Origin of the sequence: Rhodococcus sp. H-CA8f (assembly GCF_002501585.1) — a bacterium.
In the GTDB taxonomy this organism is placed as follows: domain Bacteria; phylum Actinomycetota; class Actinomycetes; order Mycobacteriales; family Mycobacteriaceae; genus Rhodococcus_F; species Rhodococcus_F erythropolis.
The window spans coordinates 5,148,622-5,165,304 of sequence record NZ_CP023720.1 but is presented as its reverse complement, the minus strand read 5'-3'; the positions used below and the strand labels follow the sequence as shown (position 1 = coordinate 5,165,304).

16 protein-coding genes are annotated in these 16,683 nt (G+C 62.3%); 9 read left to right on the top strand and 7 right to left on the bottom strand.

All coding sequences use genetic code 11. From position 1 onward, the window contains the following. Window positions 1-12: 12 nt before the first annotated feature. The gene (locus CPI83_RS24070; RefSeq protein ID WP_020906370.1) at window positions 13-702 is read right to left on the bottom strand and encodes a response regulator; all 690 of its coding nucleotides are present in this window, start codon (window positions 700-702) and stop codon (window positions 13-15) included. Beyond that, window positions 699-2,285, bottom strand: a complete 1,587-nt coding sequence (locus tag CPI83_RS24065; RefSeq protein ID WP_019747069.1) for a sensor histidine kinase — start codon at window positions 2,283-2,285, stop codon at window positions 699-701. The genes CPI83_RS24070 and CPI83_RS24065 overlap by 4 nt, the downstream gene beginning before the upstream one ends. Window positions 2,286-2,404: 119 nt before the next feature. Here CPI83_RS24065 and CPI83_RS24060 point away from each other — a divergent pair, with 119 nt between their 5' ends. Then, window positions 2,405-3,817: a C4-dicarboxylate transporter DctA gene (locus tag CPI83_RS24060; RefSeq protein WP_003945501.1), complete on the top strand. Its 1,413-nt coding sequence runs from the start codon at window positions 2,405-2,407 to the stop codon at window positions 3,815-3,817. 131 nt (window positions 3,818-3,948) lie between these two features. On the opposite strand, the gene CPI83_RS24055 is transcribed toward CPI83_RS24060, so the two are convergent. The 3 genes from CPI83_RS24055 to CPI83_RS24045 form a co-directional block, all read right to left on the bottom strand. Next, window positions 3,949-5,172, bottom strand: coding sequence for an acyl-CoA dehydrogenase family protein (locus CPI83_RS24055; protein ID WP_019747070.1), 1,224 nt, complete (start codon window positions 5,170-5,172; stop codon window positions 3,949-3,951). Then, a complete protein-coding gene (locus CPI83_RS24050; protein WP_097387823.1) occupies window positions 5,169-6,446 on the bottom strand; it encodes an acyl-CoA dehydrogenase family protein in 1,278 nt (425 codons plus the stop codon). The genes CPI83_RS24055 and CPI83_RS24050 overlap by 4 nt, the downstream gene beginning before the upstream one ends. 125 nt (window positions 6,447-6,571) lie before the next feature. Next, a complete protein-coding gene (locus CPI83_RS24045; RefSeq protein WP_232816797.1) occupies window positions 6,572-7,558 on the bottom strand; it encodes a sucrase ferredoxin in 987 nt (328 codons plus the stop codon). A 122-nt stretch (window positions 7,559-7,680) separates the two neighbouring features. On the opposite strand from CPI83_RS24045, the gene CPI83_RS24040 reads away from it, so the two are divergent. The 4 genes from CPI83_RS24040 to CPI83_RS24025 all read left to right on the top strand — a co-directional run bounded on the left by CPI83_RS24040 (window position 7,681) and on the right by CPI83_RS24025 (window position 11,590). Further along, window positions 7,681-8,619: an iron-siderophore ABC transporter substrate-binding protein gene (locus tag CPI83_RS24040; RefSeq protein ID WP_097387821.1), complete on the top strand. Its 939-nt coding sequence runs from the start codon at window positions 7,681-7,683 to the stop codon at window positions 8,617-8,619. An 80-nt stretch (window positions 8,620-8,699) separates the two neighbouring features. Next, window positions 8,700-9,197 (top strand): glutathione peroxidase, encoded by a 498-nt coding sequence (locus CPI83_RS24035; protein ID WP_003945816.1) that lies wholly within the window; start codon window positions 8,700-8,702, stop codon window positions 9,195-9,197. 100 nt (window positions 9,198-9,297) lie between these two features. Continuing rightward, window positions 9,298-10,002, top strand: a complete 705-nt coding sequence (locus CPI83_RS24030) for a DUF2334 domain-containing protein (RefSeq protein WP_019747074.1) — start codon at window positions 9,298-9,300, stop codon at window positions 10,000-10,002. 226 nt (window positions 10,003-10,228) lie between these two features. Next, complete coding sequence (locus CPI83_RS24025) at window positions 10,229-11,590, top strand: Ig-like domain-containing protein (protein WP_097387820.1); 1,362 nt, start codon at window positions 10,229-10,231, stop codon at window positions 11,588-11,590. 8 nt (window positions 11,591-11,598) lie between these two features. Here CPI83_RS24025 and CPI83_RS24020 read toward each other — a convergent pair whose 3' ends face one another. Beyond that, window positions 11,599-12,246: an MBL fold metallo-hydrolase gene (locus CPI83_RS24020; RefSeq protein ID WP_097388241.1), complete on the bottom strand. Its 648-nt coding sequence runs from the start codon at window positions 12,244-12,246 to the stop codon at window positions 11,599-11,601. A 165-nt stretch (window positions 12,247-12,411) separates the two neighbouring features. Here CPI83_RS24020 and purS point away from each other — a divergent pair, with 165 nt between their 5' ends. Then, window positions 12,412-12,651, top strand: a complete 240-nt coding sequence (gene purS / locus CPI83_RS24015) for a phosphoribosylformylglycinamidine synthase subunit PurS (protein WP_003945817.1) — start codon at window positions 12,412-12,414, stop codon at window positions 12,649-12,651. Beyond that, on the top strand, window positions 12,648-13,325 hold the full coding sequence (gene purQ / locus CPI83_RS24010; protein ID WP_019747077.1) for a phosphoribosylformylglycinamidine synthase subunit PurQ: 678 nt from the start codon (window positions 12,648-12,650) through the stop codon (window positions 13,323-13,325). Before purS ends, purQ begins: the two co-directional genes overlap by 4 nt. Before the next feature lie 83 nt (window positions 13,326-13,408). Here purQ and CPI83_RS24005 read toward each other — a convergent pair whose 3' ends face one another. Further along, the gene (locus CPI83_RS24005) at window positions 13,409-14,629 is read right to left on the bottom strand and encodes a pyridoxal phosphate-dependent aminotransferase (RefSeq protein ID WP_019747078.1); all 1,221 of its coding nucleotides are present in this window, start codon (window positions 14,627-14,629) and stop codon (window positions 13,409-13,411) included. A 138-nt stretch (window positions 14,630-14,767) separates the two neighbouring features. Here CPI83_RS24005 and CPI83_RS24000 point away from each other — a divergent pair, with 138 nt between their 5' ends. Further along, on the top strand, window positions 14,768-16,174 hold the full coding sequence (locus tag CPI83_RS24000) for a PLP-dependent aminotransferase family protein (RefSeq protein WP_019747079.1): 1,407 nt from the start codon (window positions 14,768-14,770) through the stop codon (window positions 16,172-16,174). A gap of 57 nt (window positions 16,175-16,231) precedes the next feature. Further along, window positions 16,232-16,678, top strand: a complete 447-nt coding sequence (locus CPI83_RS23995) for a hypothetical protein (RefSeq protein WP_097387819.1) — start codon at window positions 16,232-16,234, stop codon at window positions 16,676-16,678. Window positions 16,679-16,683: the final 5 nt, after the last annotated feature.

Sequence of the window (16,683 nt, the reverse complement as noted above, 5' to 3'; positions counted from 1 at the left end):
ATTCTGTGTCAATCAGGTTCTGCGGTAACGAACCTGAGGGCGCCCAGCGCGCCCGTACTCGGTCTCCCGGGTGAGCATGCCGTCGTCTGCCAGCTTTTCCAGGTAGCGCCAGGCCGTCACCCGGGACACGCCGACCGATGCTGCCACCTCTGCAGCGGTCACCGGTCCTTCAGAATCCCGGACAGACGCTGCGACGAGTCCGAGTGTTTGAGACGCAAAGCCTTTCGGTGCCGCTGCGCGATCGTCGGACGTTCGTAGTGCGGACATCGCGCGGTCGATGTCGTGTTGACTGACCGCAGACTCGCCAGCGGGAAGTGCTGCACGATATTCGAGGTAGCGCTCGAGCTTGTCGCGGAATGCTGCGAAAGTGAACGGCTTGAGAAGATAGAGGACGATCCCGCGAGCCACGGCGCTTCGGACCACCTCCAGATCGCGCGCCGAGGTAACCGCGATGATGTCCGGACTGGGCCGCAACCCGCCCAGGGCGGAGGCCACGTCGAGACCGCTGGCGTCGGGCAACCCGATGTCGAGCAGGACCAGGTCGATGGGCTGGTCGGTGGCGTTGGCCGCCGTAACTGCACGCACGGCGGCGTTCCCGGAATGAACCACGCTGTGGACCACGAATTCCGGCACACGCTCGACGTACGAACGGTGCGCCTGGGCGATCAACGGTTCGTCGTCGACTATCAGTACACGGATCATCGCGGTGCTTCCGCCTCGCGCAGCGGGATACGGACAACCAGCATGGAGCCCATCGCCGGCTCGCTGGTGAGCGTGCCGCCGTGCCGTTTCACGACTTGAGAGACCAGCGCGAGACCGAGTCCGCGAGAGCCGGATTTTGTGGAGTAGCCACGGCCCTTGGCCTTTTCGAGTGCTTCGGGTGTCATTCCCGGGCCGCTGTCGGCGACGGCAACAACCATCATCGAATCCTCTTCCATTACCGTCACTTCCACCCACGGAGACTCGCTCGCGCGCGATGCGTCAATAGCATTGTCCACGAGATTGCCGACCAGCGTGACCAACTCGCGTGCATTGAGCGAAGGAACCGGACCGAGCGCGGTGTCTTCCGTGATGGTCAGGTCGACCCCGCGTTCGGTCGCTTCGCTCATTTTCCCGAGCAGTAGTGCGGCCAGCGCCGGCTCGTGGACCGCATTCATCAGACGATCGATCAGCTGTTGGGACACCCGCAATTCGTTGGTGGCGAAGGCCACTGCGTCCTCGTTTCGCCCCAACTCGACCATCGTGATGATCGTGTGCAGACGATTTGCACTCTCGTGGGCTTGCGATCGAAGCGACTCGGCAAAACTACGTACCGAATCCAATTCCCCGAGTACGTTCTGAAGTTCGGTGTGATCGCGAATTGTCAGCACGGTGCCAATTCTGTTGCCCTCCCACTCAACCGGGTGTTGGTTGACCACCAGCACACGCTTGTCGGTGAGGTGCACTTGATCCTTCGCGGGAGAGGCGTCGTCGACCCGCATGGTCTCAGGGATGGATGAAAGTGGCACGGGCCCGTCCGGTAGATCGAGGAGGCGACGTGCTTCGTCGTTGACGATGTCCACTCTCGCGTCTTTGCTTCGGCCTTGCCCGATCACCACCAAACCCTCACCGATGCTGTGCAGTACGGCGTCGTGGTGCTCGTACATGGTGCGCAGTTCGTCCGGAGCCATTCCCAGGGTCTGTCGCCTGATGCGTCGGCTCACCAGAAGTGAACTCAGGAGGGCGGCAAGAAGACCGCCGCCGGCAACGAACAGGATGACCGGAACGCTTTGGGCGAACTGCTTGCTGATCTGCTCGCGGGTGACACCGGCAGAAACCAGACCGACCAGGGTTCCGCCGGAATCGTAGACAGGAGTGACTGCGCGGATCGACGGCCCCAGCGACCCGGCGTACGTCTCCGTGAAGGTCACGCCGGCGAGTGCGCGGTCAATGTTTCCGTTGAACAGTTGACCGATCAGCTCCGGGCTCGTGTGGGTGAATCGAGTGCGATCCGGCGCCATCACCACGATGAAATCGACGCCGGTTGCCTGTCGTATTTTCTCGGTCTGTGGTTGCAGAATCGCGGTCGGGTCCGGGCTCGTCAGGGCGGCCGCCGTCGAATCCGACAGGGCAAGAGTCTGCGCTATCGAGCTCACCTGCCTGCGGATCGCGTCGTCGCTGTCTCGGCGTTCGTCGACAACTGCGAGCGCGGCCCCCACGCCGATGACCAGCGCCAACAACGCCAATTGCAGGAGCAGGATCTGCCTGGCGACGCTCATACGTCGGCCGGTCTTTCGTTCGACCATCGAGCGCCTCCTGAACGTAATGAACACAAACTTCCGGGCCCACCTGTTTGCAACAAGAATTCTCCACGACTCGAAGTGATCCCGATCACTTCACAGATATCCGATCCAAAGGACACCCCATGAGCAGCACGGCAACAGGGACAGTAGACGGTTCCCCACAGCCCGAGGGCACCAAGGCAAAGCGCGACAAGACGCATTGGCTCTACATGAGCGTCATCGTCGCGGTTATCGGCGGCATCCTCGTCGGTTGGCTCGCACCCGAGTTCGGTAAGTCCGTCGGTGTACTCGGCACGTTGTTCGTCAGCCTGATCAAGATGATGATCAGCCCGGTCATCTTCTGCACCATCGTGCTCGGCATCGGCTCGGTTCGAGCTGCTGCCAAGGTCGGCAAGGTCGGCGGCCTCGCACTCGCCTACTTCATCGGGATGTCCACCATCGCACTCGCGATCGGCCTGGGCGTCGGCAACCTGCTCAACCCGGGCAGCGGCCTGAACATCACGCCCAACGCGGCCTCCGTGGCCAAGCTTGCAGATCAGGCCCACAGCGCGGGCGGTACCTGGGACTTCATCGCGTCCATCATTCCGACGTCGATGCTGTCCTCCCTCACCGCCGGCAGCGTGCTGCAGACTCTGTTCGTCGCCCTTCTGGTCGGCTTCGCGATCCAGTCGCTCGGCAAGTCGGGTGAGCCGATTCTCAAGGCCGTCGGATACATCCAGAAGCTCGTGTTCAAGATCCTGACGATGATTCTCTGGCTCGCCCCGATCGGTGCTTTCGGCGCCATCGCCAGCGTCGTCGGCCAGACCGGTTTGAACGCCGTCGTCCAGCTCGGAACCCTGATGATCGGCTTCTACCTGACCTGCCTGATCTTCGTCTTCGGTGTTCTCGGAACGCTGCTGCGCGCCGTCACCGGATTCAACATCTTCAAGCTGGTCAAGTACTTGGCCCGTGAGTACCTGCTCATCTTCGCCACGTCATCCTCCGAATCGGCACTGCCGCGTCTGATCGCCAAGATGGAGCACGTCGGCGTCGAGCGCACCACGGTGGGCATCGTCGTTCCCACCGGCTACTCGTTCAACCTCGACGGCACCGCGATCTACCTGACGATGGCCTCGATCTTCATCGCCGACGCCATGGGACAGCCGCTCGCCTTCGGTGAACAGCTCTCGCTGCTGGTGTTCATGATCATCGCCTCCAAGGGCGCTGCGGGAGTCAGCGGCGCCGGTCTGGCCACGCTGGCAGGCGGACTGCAGAGCCATCGCCCCGAGCTTCTCGACGGCGTCGGACTCATCGTCGGAATCGACCGCTTCATGTCGGAAGCGCGAGCGATCACCAACTTCTCGGGCAATGCGGTCGCGACTCTCCTGGTCGGCGCGTGGACCAAGACGATCGACAAGGAACGCGTCATCGAGGTGCTCGACGGGAAGATTCCGTTCAACGAAGCCACGATGCTCGACGACGAGGACGAAGAAGAGCAGCACAAACTCGAAACGGCTCCGACCGGCACCAAGCAGTCATTTGTGAGCCATCACTAGATACTTCCGCTCTGCTGAACGTTTGACCGCACAGCAGGCGCGGAACCCGATCTACGATCAGTGATCCTGGTCGTAACGATGAAAGAGACCGCCGCACCAACCGTGCGACGGTCTCTTTCTGTTCGTGGGTGCTATGTGTACCAGGTGGGTTCGGGAATCTCGCCGGTCAGAAAACGACTACCGACTTCACGGCGCTTGTACGCGAGCGGATCGTGAAGGGTATGCGTCCGGATGTTGCGCCAGTAGATATCCAGGCCGACATCGTTGGACGTGGCTCTGGCACCGGTCAGTTCGAAGATCTTGTTGCTGATCTCCAAGGAGACGTCGGCGGCGCGAAGTTTTGCGGCCGCAATGCGTACGGCGAGGTCGCCGCGAGCCTGCTCGGTGAGGTTTTCGCGAGCGTCGTGGAGCACGGCGTCGGCCTCACGGCTGACCTGATCCACGAAGGCCTCCGCCGCCCACAGCTTCGATTGCAAGTCGCCGTAGCCCTCACGGAGGTACCACTCGTCGGTTGCGATTTCGCGGTTGTCACCGCCGTACGGCCATGGACGCGTACGGGTTCGGGTGTACTCGGCCGCAGTGTCCAGTGCGCCACGGGCGATCCCGAGGTAGAAGTTCGCGAACACGATCTCGATCGCGGGGAAGTTCAGGGTGTTGTAGACCAGAGGTTGGAATTCCTTGTCGACAAAGCCTGCCGCACTTGCCCAGTCGACCTCGACGTCGTTGATCTCGACACTGCCCGAATCGGTGAGGCGCTGCCCGAGGTTGTCCCAATCGCCGCGGAAGACTATGCCGTCCTGAGCAGTCGGCACGATAGCGAACACATGCGTCGCAGTTCCGTCGATGATTCCTTCGAGCACCGTGAGGTCGGTGACTCGTCCGCCGGTGGAAAACGACTTCACACCGTTGAATACCAGGGTGTCTCCGCGATCCACGACGGTGAGGTCGGTGTCTCGAGGGTTCACCGCGCCGCCGAAGAAGAATCGGTTGCTCGTGTACAGCTCCTCGACAGCGGAGATCTGCGGATCGGTTCCGACCAATCTGGCTGCCCATGCCCACAGGTAGTGATACCCGAGCAGTTGCCCGATCGAGCCGTCGGCGCGCGCGATCTCCCGAACCACCTTGTAGGCGGTCTCCCATCGCTGCCCACCGCCGCCGAACTCGATCGGACCCAGCAGTGTCACCAGACCACTGTCCTTGAGCAGCTGGACTTCTCGGAACGGTGGTTCGCCGGCTCGGTCGCGGGCGAGCGCGTCGACGGCAAGGACGTTGCTCACCTCGCGAGCGCGGTCGATCCAGCCTTCGGATGTGTCGGGAACGCCGACGAAGACTTCGGTTTCACTGGTCACGGTCATGCCTGTACATCCTTTTCGGTCGGTGCAGTCCCGATGGCCCACACGTAAATCGGTTCGGTTCCGTTGATTTCGTAGTCGCCGACAACTTTGGATTTGAAGACGACCGGATTATGACTGGCCACGGTGCGCGCGTTGCGCCAGAACCGATCGAGATCGAGGTCGCGGCTCACTCCGGAAGCGCCGAGTGCGTCGAAGATCTTGGCCGTGGCTGGAACGACGAGTCCGATCGAGGCGACTTGCCCTCGCCCCGAATCGATTTCGGCTGCGATGTTGGCGGCTTTCTCTTCCTCCGGCGAGCCGGAGAATGCGGCTTCGTATGCCCATTGGGACGACTGTGCTGCGTGCAGCGCCACGGCCTCGGCTGCAAAGGCAGCCGAGGACACCTCGCCGACAACTTGCTGGATCTGCGAATCCTGCGCGTATCTCGGAGCGTTGCCGTGACTGAAGGTTCGAGTACGAGAGGCGACTCGACGAGAGATCTCGGTTGTCGCAGCCTTGGCGATGCCGGCGAGAGTGGCGAGATGGAACAGTTGGTAGAACGCGGTCTGGTATTTGAATCGCGTCGAGAAATCGAAGATGTTCTCCGGCTGGACTATTGCGTTCTCGTAGACGGACGAGCCGGAGCCAGTCGTCTGCTGGCCGAACCCGTTCCAGTCGTCACTGTGTGTGACACCCGGTTGTCTCGCTTCGACTGCGGCGATCACGAATGCGCCGGTGTCGGTGCGCTGCGAGTACAGGTCGATCCAGTCGGCGAAAATGGAACCCGTGCTGTAGAACTTTGCCCCGTTCGCCAGGAAATGGTCGGCATCGGGTGCGGGCGAGACCTTGGTGTTGGCTTCGCCCAATGCAACGTCGCCGATTTCGGTCCACGCGTTGCCGACCAACTGTCCCTCCGCGAAGCGTCGGAGCCAGGTGTCACGCTCAGGCCCGGGGTCGGCGACCAGTCGGTCTTCGACAAACGCGAAATGACCGCGCAGTGCCTGGGTGATGTTGGAATCGGCGCTCGACAACTCGACTAGTAACCGGATCAATCGTGGGATGCTCGCGCCGGATCCACCGTGTGTTGTCGGCACCCGAACGGCGCCGAAGCCTGCTTTCTTGAGTGCGTCGATCTGTTGGAAGGGAAGCACGTGATCGCGTTCGCGTTCGACGACGGCTTGTGCGATGTCCGCGAAGATCGGACGGAATTTTGCTGCCAGTGTTTCGTAGTCGACCTCACTCTTGATCGGATCTGCAGACCGGGAAACGGCATTCGGCGTCAGTGCGGTGGTCATGGGAAGAATGCAAGCTGTAATCACCAGGGGCGTCGATCCTTCATCGCGACCTGATTCGAAGTGTTGTCAGTCCGCGCAAATCTCGGTTCGATGGCCTGCCGGGCAGTTGGGCCGGAATCGAATGGTCAGTGCGATTGCTCGTGAAGGTGTTCTACGATCCATCCGTTCCATTCGACAGTTCCTCCGGAACCGCAATCGTGTCGGAACGGCTGTCCTGGAGAGCCGGGTCGAACGACCACGCGAAAGTCTCTCGCCTCCAATCGAAGATCGACAGTCGTATGTTCTCCGTCGACGCTCTCGGCGACACTCTCGAGTGCGTCCGTCGCGACGATGCCGGTAACGCGTCGGACTGCGTGTTCGGCGGCCTGAGCGGCCTGTGACAGTGCCGCTCGGCCGCGCAGGTGCAGCAGCTCCAATTCTCCGGCTTGGTATTTTTCGGCTGCATCGATCGCGGAGTTGCCGTCCAGTCGGCTGAAATAGACTGCGGCGGGCCACGCAATCATGTTGGCCGCGAAACGATCTCCGCCGATGTGACTGCATTCCCACACATCTACGATCTGTGCCGCGTTCAGCGCCGACACGACCGGGCGACCGAGTTCCGCGCAGCACGCATCCTTCTTTCCATGTGTGCAGACTGCGAAGAGCGGTTCCGTGCGGGAGCGGCCGAAGTCGGGTTCCACTCCGGTGGCCATCGATTCGAACGGCAGTACCGACAGGTCCTCGTATCGGTCGACCGACCCTTCCCGCATCCACTGACGTGTGCCGTCCGTCCAGGCGAGTACGCACATCGGGGTGAGGACTCGGCGGTTGCGGGGCCGCCGGATCACCACGAGGCGAATACGACCCTGCGCTGCGTAGATTTTTTCGGTGAGTGCGACTGGGAGAACGTCGTCAGGAGCGGACGCCGGCCAGGGGCCGGGGTGCTCGATCAACACCCACAGATGTGTCATTCCGGCGCGACCGACCATCGGTTCGCCGGCGGTCGACGACTGCCGTGTACAGGCGTGAGGGCGTCGACTGGTTTGCGGATTGGCGACAAATTCCGGAAAGCACTGCATAGATGCCTTCCCCAGGACACCGTCGCTGCAGGTGTGGCAGGGAAGGGAAGACATGATGAGGCTCCAGTCTCGTAGGTTAGGCTCACCAGACTATTGGATGGTGAATCCTTTGCTCAGCCGTGGTGAATACGCGTGGCTGTGACGGTCGAAAGCAGTCGGTAACAGGAGTGTTGGGAATGAAACGCAGTAACTCGCGGGCGAAGTACGTGCTGGGTGGTTTTGTCCTCGCCGCCATCGTGGCAACGACAACGGCGTGTGGCAGTGACGACAAGACGGATACCGACAGTCAGTCCGCCGACACCGTGCACGCGGTCACCCATGCCCGCGGAACCACGGACGTACCGATGGATCCGCAGAGAGTTGTCGTGCTCGAGCCGGTTCAGCTCGACACGTCGGTAGCGCTGGGCGTGATTCCCGTGGGCACCGCGGTCCTCAGCGAGACGACCGGGGTTCCGGCGTACCTCGGTGAGAAGGCCGCAGAGATCGAGATGGTCGGCACCGTCGCGGCGCCGAACCTCGAGAAGATCGTCGCACTGAGCCCGGACCTGATCATCGGAACGGAATCGCGGCACGGTGATCTGTACGAGCAACTCGCTGCCATCGCGCCGACCGTCTACATGGCGACCCAGGCCGATCCGTGGCAGGACAACGTCCAGTTCGTCGCAGAGGCGTTGAACAAGACCGATCAGGCAGGCGAACTGCTCGGTGATTACACGGCACGCTGCGAGGAAGTGGAGAGCAAGCACAGCACCGAGGGCAAGACCGCTCAGCTCATCCGCCCACGCGACGACGTTCTGACGCTGTACGGACCCACGTCGTTTGCCGGAAGCACTCTCGAATGCGCGGGACTCACGATTCCCGCACGCGACTGGGAGAACTCGATCTCCGTCGACCTCTCCCCGGAATTCGTCTCCGGAGCCAACGCCGACCTCATCCTGGTCACCTCCGCGAAGCCGGCAGATGCCAGCACGATGCCGAAGGCCGTGGCGGACAACGCCGGATTCTTCCCGAACCCACATCTGGTCGACATGTCCTACTGGATCACGGGCGTCGGACCGCTCGGCGGCCTCACCGTTCTGGACGACCTCGATCGCATTCTCGGAGCATCGAAGTAGCAGTAGGTGAGAACAAGCAGTAGGTGAGAACAAGTAGTGGGCGAGAACTGGCAGTCGGCAAGAGTCGCTAAGTTGGACCTATGACAACTCCAGTACAGAACATCGCGATCAACACCCTCGGTGGCGTGCCCACCTCGTTGGGTGAATACGACGGCCGTGCCGTGCTCGTGGTCAACGTGGCATCCAAGTGTGGACTGACCCCGCAGTACTCGGCGCTCGAGAAGCTGGCCAGCGAGTACGCCGATCGCGGTCTGACCGTGATCGGCATCCCGTGCAACCAGTTCATGGGGCAGGAACCGGGTACCGCCGAAGAGATCGAGACGTTCTGCTCCACTACCTACGGCGTCACGTTCCCGCTCCTCGAGAAGATCGAGGTGAACGGCGAGAACCAGCATCCGCTGTACGCCGAACTCACCAAGGCTGCCGACGCCGAAGGCGCTGCGGGCGACATCCAGTGGAACTTCGAGAAGTTCTTGATCGGACCGGACGGCACCGTCGTCAACCGCTTCCGTCCGCGGACCGAACCTGACGCTCCCGAGGTTGTCGCCGCCATCGAAGCCGCGCTTCCCAAGAATTAGTAGCCGCGCTTCTCAAGAACTAGTAGCTGTGCTGAAAACTGCCGCCGGATGATCATCCGGCGGCAGTGTGCTGTTCACCCACAGCTGCCACTATCGGAGTATGTCCGCAGAACTGATCGTGTCGGTATCCGGAATCAGAGACGAGACATGTTATCTCGCTGCCGGATTCGCAGACGAGATGGACGCTCGAGGTGTCCGCCTGTCGCTCCTGGTGGCGCCGCGACTGAAGGACAAATATCGACTGGCCGACGACGCGGTGACGACGGCCTGGCTGCGTGAGCGTCGTGAGCACGGCGACGCCATCGTTCTGCACGGCTACGACCAGGCCGCGACCAAGCGTCGTCGAGCCGAGTTCGCCACTCTGTCGAAGCACGAAGCAAAACTGCGACTACTCGCTGCGGATCGGGTTCTCGAGCATGCAGGTCTTAGGACCCGGGTGTTCGCACCGCCGCGCTGGGTGGCGTCGCCTGGTGCCATGTCGGTGTTACCGGAGACCGGCTTTCGGACGATGGCAGGCCTCGGCGCAGTACACGATCTGACCCGTGGAACCTTGCAACGGGGAAGGGTTTTCGGTATCGGCGAGGGCTTCAAGGCCGAGCCGTGGTGGTGTCGCGCATTGGTTCTCGGAGCCGGGCGCGCCGCCAAGCGTGGGGGACTGGTCAGATTGTCGATTACTGCCAAGCAGTTGGGAAACGAGGGCCCACGTCAGGCTGTTCTCGACGCTGTGGACCTCGCGCTTTTTCATGAGGCCACCTCGCAGGTATACCGATGGAACTCCCCGTCGCAGGAACTCGGCGCTGCCTGAATTCGGCCATTGGCAACTATTCGATAGCTGCGAGATGGTGTCGTGTGTCCGGGTTGCCCGAGCAGGCAGACTCTTCGCATTTATCCCGTTCCTTGCAGGCAGTAGGGCCGATTAGGTCAAAGTCGCATAAAGTGGACGTTGAATTCGAGTATGGCGTCGCCCAACCTTTTCGCTGCTACAGTGCGTGCAGTTAATCTGCCGCTAGTAGACGAAGTTGAGGTTCACCATGCGCGCACGAGGGTTCTCCAAGTCGGCCGAGGGTCTTGTCGCTCTGGCTGTGGGCGCAGTCGTCTGTGCTGCAATCGTCCCGGCAGTTGCGTCTGCCGCTCCGACCGGCGTGGTTCACACGCTGCCGACGGGCGGTGTCGACGGTGGTGCGAGCGAAGGCACCCGCACCGCAACTGTCGACGACGAAGGTGAGCAACTCGCACTGCGGCTTCACAAGATGAATCTGCGGGGATCCGACTTCTCGATGGCCGTACAGGAAAGCGGCGGCGAACTGACCGATGTGGTGATCCCGGCGCCCCGTTCGTACATCGGCAGTGTGGAAGGGCATCCGGACGCAATCGTCTCGGCCATCGTCGACTCCGCCGGAACACTGCGCGGGCAGGTGATTTTCGATCGTGGTGCTTCGATCGAGTTCGTGGGATCCGACGTGGTCGGTCGCAGCACGGCGCCGATCGACGCAAAACCCAAGTGGCCGACCACCTCTATTGCGTCGGCCTCGGCCGCAAGCGTCGGCAAGACGGTGAAGCAGTTCGTGGTGGGATTGGATCTCAGTGGCGAGTGGTACTCCGCGCACGGCGCAGGCAGTCCCGCCGTCGCTCTGGATCGGGCCGAGGAATCAATGGCCCGAACCGCTGCCATCTGGATCAGAGACGTCGGAATTCGACCGATCCTGGGTCGGGTTGTCCTTCGCGCCGATGCCGCGAGTGACCCGTATTCGAGCAGTTGTGAAAACCTCGACCAGTTGGAAGGTCTGTGGTCCGATCAGGTCGGCACGAGCGTCGACCAGGCGACTGTCGTCTGCGCTTCCGGTGGCGGAAATGCCTACTACTCGAGGTTCGAACTCGATCACAGCTACGCGCAGGTCGGGGCCGAGCCCGATGGCAACTTCAGCCGCGTTCTCCGCCACGAGTTGGGCCACAACTTCTACGCCGACGACTATCACGGCGGCGGCGCCGAGGGATCGACCATCATGAACGGCAACGACCTCTCGCGCTTCGACGGCACCGAATTCGCTGCCATCGTCGATGCCGCCGACGTGGCCTCGGATCGACTCGACGACGTCGGTCGGTACACGACAAGCCCGATCCCGCCGTACGCCGCACTCGACACCGCGCAGATCCGCTCAGGTGGCACAGTCACCGTCGACGCCGCCGCGAATGATCATGACAGCAACGGAGATTCGATCAAGGTAACCGGGGTCGAGGCGACGTCACTTCTCGGTGGCACCGTAAAGCTCGAAAACGGCGAAGTGGTGTTCGAGGCCGGAACGAAGACAGGCACCGACAGGATTCTCTACACACTCACCGACGCGGCCGGTGGGACGAGCACCGGCTGGATCGTCGTCGATGTGAGTGCGTGAGGACTGAATCAGGCGACTTCGACGCTCGACTCCTCGCCGAGAACTCGGAACTCGGTACCGTCGGCTGCCATTTCCGAGTAGCGACCGTAGAAGATGCCTGTGGCTTCGTCGCGGATGATCGCTTGATGGATGGGAACCGCGACGCGCGGCGCTACCGCGCGAAGGTAGTCGATGGCCTCCGAGATCTTGAGCCACGGTGCGGCGGCGGGAAGGGCAAGAACGTCGACCTTCTGTTCGGGGATGTAGAGGGAATCGCCGGGATGCATGAACTGCGCCGGGTTGGTGGCGTCGCCGAGGAGGAACGCGGTGTTGTCGATCATCGGTAGGTCCGGATGGATGATCGCGTGCTCTCCGCCGGTTCCGGTCACCTCGACGTCGCCGATGCTGAACCGGTCGCCCGGCCGGACTCCCGTCCAGCGCCCACCGAGCTTCTCAGCCGTCTGCGGATCGCTGTACAGCACCGCGTCGGGGTTCGCTTCGGTCAGTTCGGGTAGCCGCGTCGGGTCGGCGTGATCGGGGTGTTGATGTGTCACGAGGATGGCGTCGAGGCCGGTGATGCCTTCGAATCCGTGCGAGAAGTTGCCGGGATCGAAGAGGATTTTCGATCCGTTCAACTCCACGAGCACACAGGAATGGCCAAAATGTGTCAGTCGCATGATTTCGAGTATGCGCCGCCCTGGAGTGACTCGCAGGCGGGTTTCGCGGGTGTTGGCCGTCACGCCCCGATCACTCGATGCGAACCATCTCGGGTGCGCCCGGTAAACTGGCCATCACCCGAGCGTTTCACTCCGGGTTCGCGCACTAGTACCGAGGAGCAGCACGTGGCCCGTGTCGTCGTCGAAGTCATGCCCAAGGCCGAGATTCTCGACCCCCAGGGACAGGCAATTGTCGGGGCACTGTCTCGCCTGGGCTTTGCAGGAGTATCCGATGTCCGTCAGGGCAAGCGGTTCGAGTTGGAGATCGACGGCAGTGTCGAAGACGCCGAACTCGAGAAGATCGCCGAAGGCCTGCTGGCCAACACGGTGATCGAGGATTGGACCGTCAGGCGAGTCGAGGCATGAGCGCACGTATCGGGGTTATCACGTTCCCGGGCACGCTCGACGACATCGATGCTGCTCGGGCCATCAACCTGGCCGGCGGTGAAGCTGTCGAACTCTGGCACGGCGACGCAGACCTCAAGGGTGTCGACGCGGTTGTCGTTCCCGGCGGATTCTCCTACGGCGACTACCTTCGTTGCGGCGCGATCGCACGTTTTGCTCCCGCGATGGGCAAGGTTGTCGAAGCAGCCAAGGGCGGCATGCCGGTCCTGGGCATCTGCAACGGTTTCCAGATCCTCTGCGAAGCAGGTTTGCTCCCCGGTGCCCTGACCCGTAACCAGGGTCTGCACTTCATCTGCCGCGACGAGTGGTTGACGGTCGAAGCCAACAACACGGCTTGGTCCTCGCGTTACGAGGCCGGCGCCCAGATCCTCATCCCGCTCAAGTCGGGTGAAGGTCGATTCCAGGCTTCCGAAAATGTTCTCGACGAACTCGAGGGTGAAGGCCGCGTCGTCTTTCGCTACTCGGAGGAGAACCCCAACGGTTCGCAGCGTCGTATCGCCGGTATCTCTTCGGCCAACGGCCGCGTCGTCGGTTTGATGCCGCACCCCGAGCACGCCACCGAGGCTCTCACCGGACCGAGTGACGACGGACTCGGCTTGTTCTACTCGGCACTCGACGCGATCGTCACTGCCTGATCGCCTGCTGATTTTCACCACTGAACGCCGACCGGAAATCCGGTCGGCGTTCAGTCGTTTGTGGGGGCGTCCCGGTTCTCGGGTTACTGGCTGTAGGAACTGAGGAAGTTGCCGAGACGCTCGAGGGCGGTCGCGAGGTCGTCGGTGTTCGGCAGGGTCACCAACCGAAAGTGGTCGGGTTCGATCCAATTGAACGCGCGGCCGTGACTGACCAGAATCTTCTCCGATTCCAGTAGATCGAGAACGAACCTCTCGTCGTCGACGATGCCGAACTTGTCGACGTCGAGCTTCGGGAACAGATACAGCGCGCCGTCGGCCTGCTGACAGCTGATCCCGTCGATGCTGTTGAGCGTGCTGTGCGCGAGATCGCGCTGTGCTGTCAGTCGACCTTGCGGGAGCAGGAGGTCCTCGATGGACTGGCGTCCGCCGAGTGCGGTCTGGATCGCGTGCTGCGCCGGCACATTGGCACACATTCGCATGTTGGCCAGCAGTTTGATGCCTTCGATGAAACTCGACGCCCGCTCGAGTGGTCCGGTGATGGCCAGCCATCCGGCTCGGAACCCGCAGACGCGGTAGGCCTTGGACAGCCCCGAGTACGTCAGACACAAAACGTCTCGCCCGGTCATCGACGCAAGGTTTGTCATGGATCGGCCGTCGTAGACGATCTTCTCGTAGATCTCGTCGGCGAAGAGCATCAGGTCATGCTTGCGGGCAATGTCGACGAAGCGTTGCAGCACCTCCGTCGAGTAGACGGCGCCCGTCGGATTGTTGGGATTGATGACGACAATCCCTCGGGTGCGCGGAGAGATCCGGGCTTCCAGATCGTCGAAGTCCGGTGCCCAGCCCTGGCTTTCATCGGTGAGGTAGTGAACCGGCGTGCCGCCGGCAAGTGAAACCGAAGCCGTCCACAAGGGGTAGTCGGGAGCGGGAATCAGGATCTCGTCCTCGGGATTGCAGAGCGCCTGCATCGTCAGCGTGATCAGTTCGGAGACGCCGTTTCCGAGATAGATCTCGTCGACGGTGACGTCGGTGATACCCCGCGTCTGGTAGTACTGGACCACCGCGGTGCGCGCCGAATACAGTCCGCGAGAATCGCAATATCCCTGGGCGGTAGGGAGATTGCGGATCATGGCCATCATGATTTCGTCCGGTGCTTCGAATCCGAAGGGGGCTGGATTACCGACGTTGAGTCGCAGGATCGTGTGTCCCTGATCCTCGAGTTCTTCGGTCTTGTCGAGAATTCGCCCTCTGATGTCGTACCTGACATTCTCGAGCTTGCGGGCCTGATCGATGGGTGTGTTCACGCGGTTACGTACCTCTCCGGTTCGGGTGGGCGAGTTGTGTTTCTGATGAGAAGGGCGCCTCAGGGTTCGGTCTGGAAACGGACATTGATTCGCGATAGCGCTAGCGGCGAGAGGGGAGTAGCGCTACTATGATTCGACATGTCCAATGATAGCAGTTCGAGGATTGTCGCAGCCTTGCGCGAATGGATCGCGACGGCACCTCCAGGCGCGAAGCTTCCGTCCACTCGGTCGCTCGTGAGCCTGCACGGGGCGAGCCCGGTCACCGTGCAGAAGGCGCTGCGAACGCTGGTATCTCAGGGGGTTGTGGAGGCTCGTCCCGGTGTGGGGACCTTCGTACGCGCCGCACGCGTCGTGCGACCCAACGATTACGGGTGGCAGACCGCGGCGCTCGGATCGCCGAACTATCGTCTGCAGCTTCCTATTGCGCTGCAGTCCACCTCCAACGACGTGATCGCGCTGCATTCCGGCTATCCGGCCCGAGAGCTCTTGCCGGAAGGTCTGGTTCGTGCAGCCTTCACCAGGGCGACGCGAACCGACGCCGTGTTCAATCGGCCCCTCGCCGCCGGGCTTCCGGAACTGCAGTCCTGGTTTGCCTCCGAATTGGGTTCCGCAACTCCCGCCGGGATCACTCCGCCCGGGCCGAACGACGTGGTTGTACTTCCCGGCAGTCAGGGTGGGCTTGCGACGTCCTTCCGTGCGCTGGTGGGGGAGGGGCGTCCGTTGCTCATGGAATCGCCGACCTACTGGGGTGCGATCCTGGCTGCCGCGCAGGCCGGTGTGACGGTCATTCCGATCTCCAGCGGCGCCAACGGTCCTGATCCTGAAGAGCTTTCGCGTGCATTCGAACAGACCGGTGCCCGTGCGTTCTACGCGCAACCGAGCTTCGCGAGCCCGACGGGAGCGCTGTGGTCGCCGTCGTTGGCTGACAAGGTTCTCGACACCGTCCGTCGGCACGGCGCCTTCCTCATCGAGGACAGTTCGGCGCTCGACTTCGGAATCACCGCGGATCCCAGCCCCATCGCTGCACGCGACGACAGCGGACACGTCGTTTACCTTCGTGCACTGACCAAGAGCGTGTCGCCATCGGTGCGAGTTGCCGGATTGATCGCCCGAGGGCCGGCCTACGAGCGGATTCTTGCTGATACACAGGCGGATTCGATGTATGTCAGTGGGATGCTGCAAGCGGTAGCGCTCGACGTCGTGACCCAACCGGCCTGGCGTACGCACTTGCGCCGGCTTCGTCACCAACTCGAGGCCAGACGCGACCTCCTCGTGTCGAGTCTGCGCGAGCATGCGCCGGACGCTCACCTCGACGCTGTACCGCAAGGCGGACTCAACCTCTGGCTTCGGCTCCCGGACACCACGAATCTCGAACGTGTCGTGCAGGACTGCCGGTCGGCCGGCGTCATCGTCGGGGCCGGTGACGATTGGTTCCCGGCAGAACCGACCGGAAAGTTCCTGCGGCTCAACTACGCCGGACCGAACCCGGGTGAGTTCCCCGACGCCGCCCGCATCATCGGCCGAGCAATCACACAACATATGTAGAACTTCACCTCGCTGGTGGTTGACCTGAACTTCCGTTGAGGTTTTATCGTCGTGTCCATGAACAAACAAGCGATGCAGCCACCGGCCAATCAGCCGATCGGATTCTGGACAGCGCGCGCCGGTGAAGCGATTCGCGCGCGCACGCGCGGAGCGCTCGAAGCAATCGGCGTGACCCAGCCGGGGTGGTGGGTCCTGCACCAACTTTCGCTGCACCCTGAAGGGGTGGAGCGAGCTGTCCTCCTGCGAACGATCGGTCCGAACGAATCAACTGACGTGATCGACGCGGCCGTCGACTCTGCTCTCGACCTGGGCTGGGCGCGTGAAGACGAGTCTGTCCTTCTCCCTACTGATGCGGGCTCCCAGCAGTTCGATCGCGCCGCGCGGGTACAGCAGATGCTGCAGGAAGAGCGGATGCAGGGAATCAGCGAAGAAGAATTCGTCACCACCATCACGGTTCTGCAGCGAACCATCAAGAACGTGGGCGGCGACGCCTGGCACTGGTAGCCACC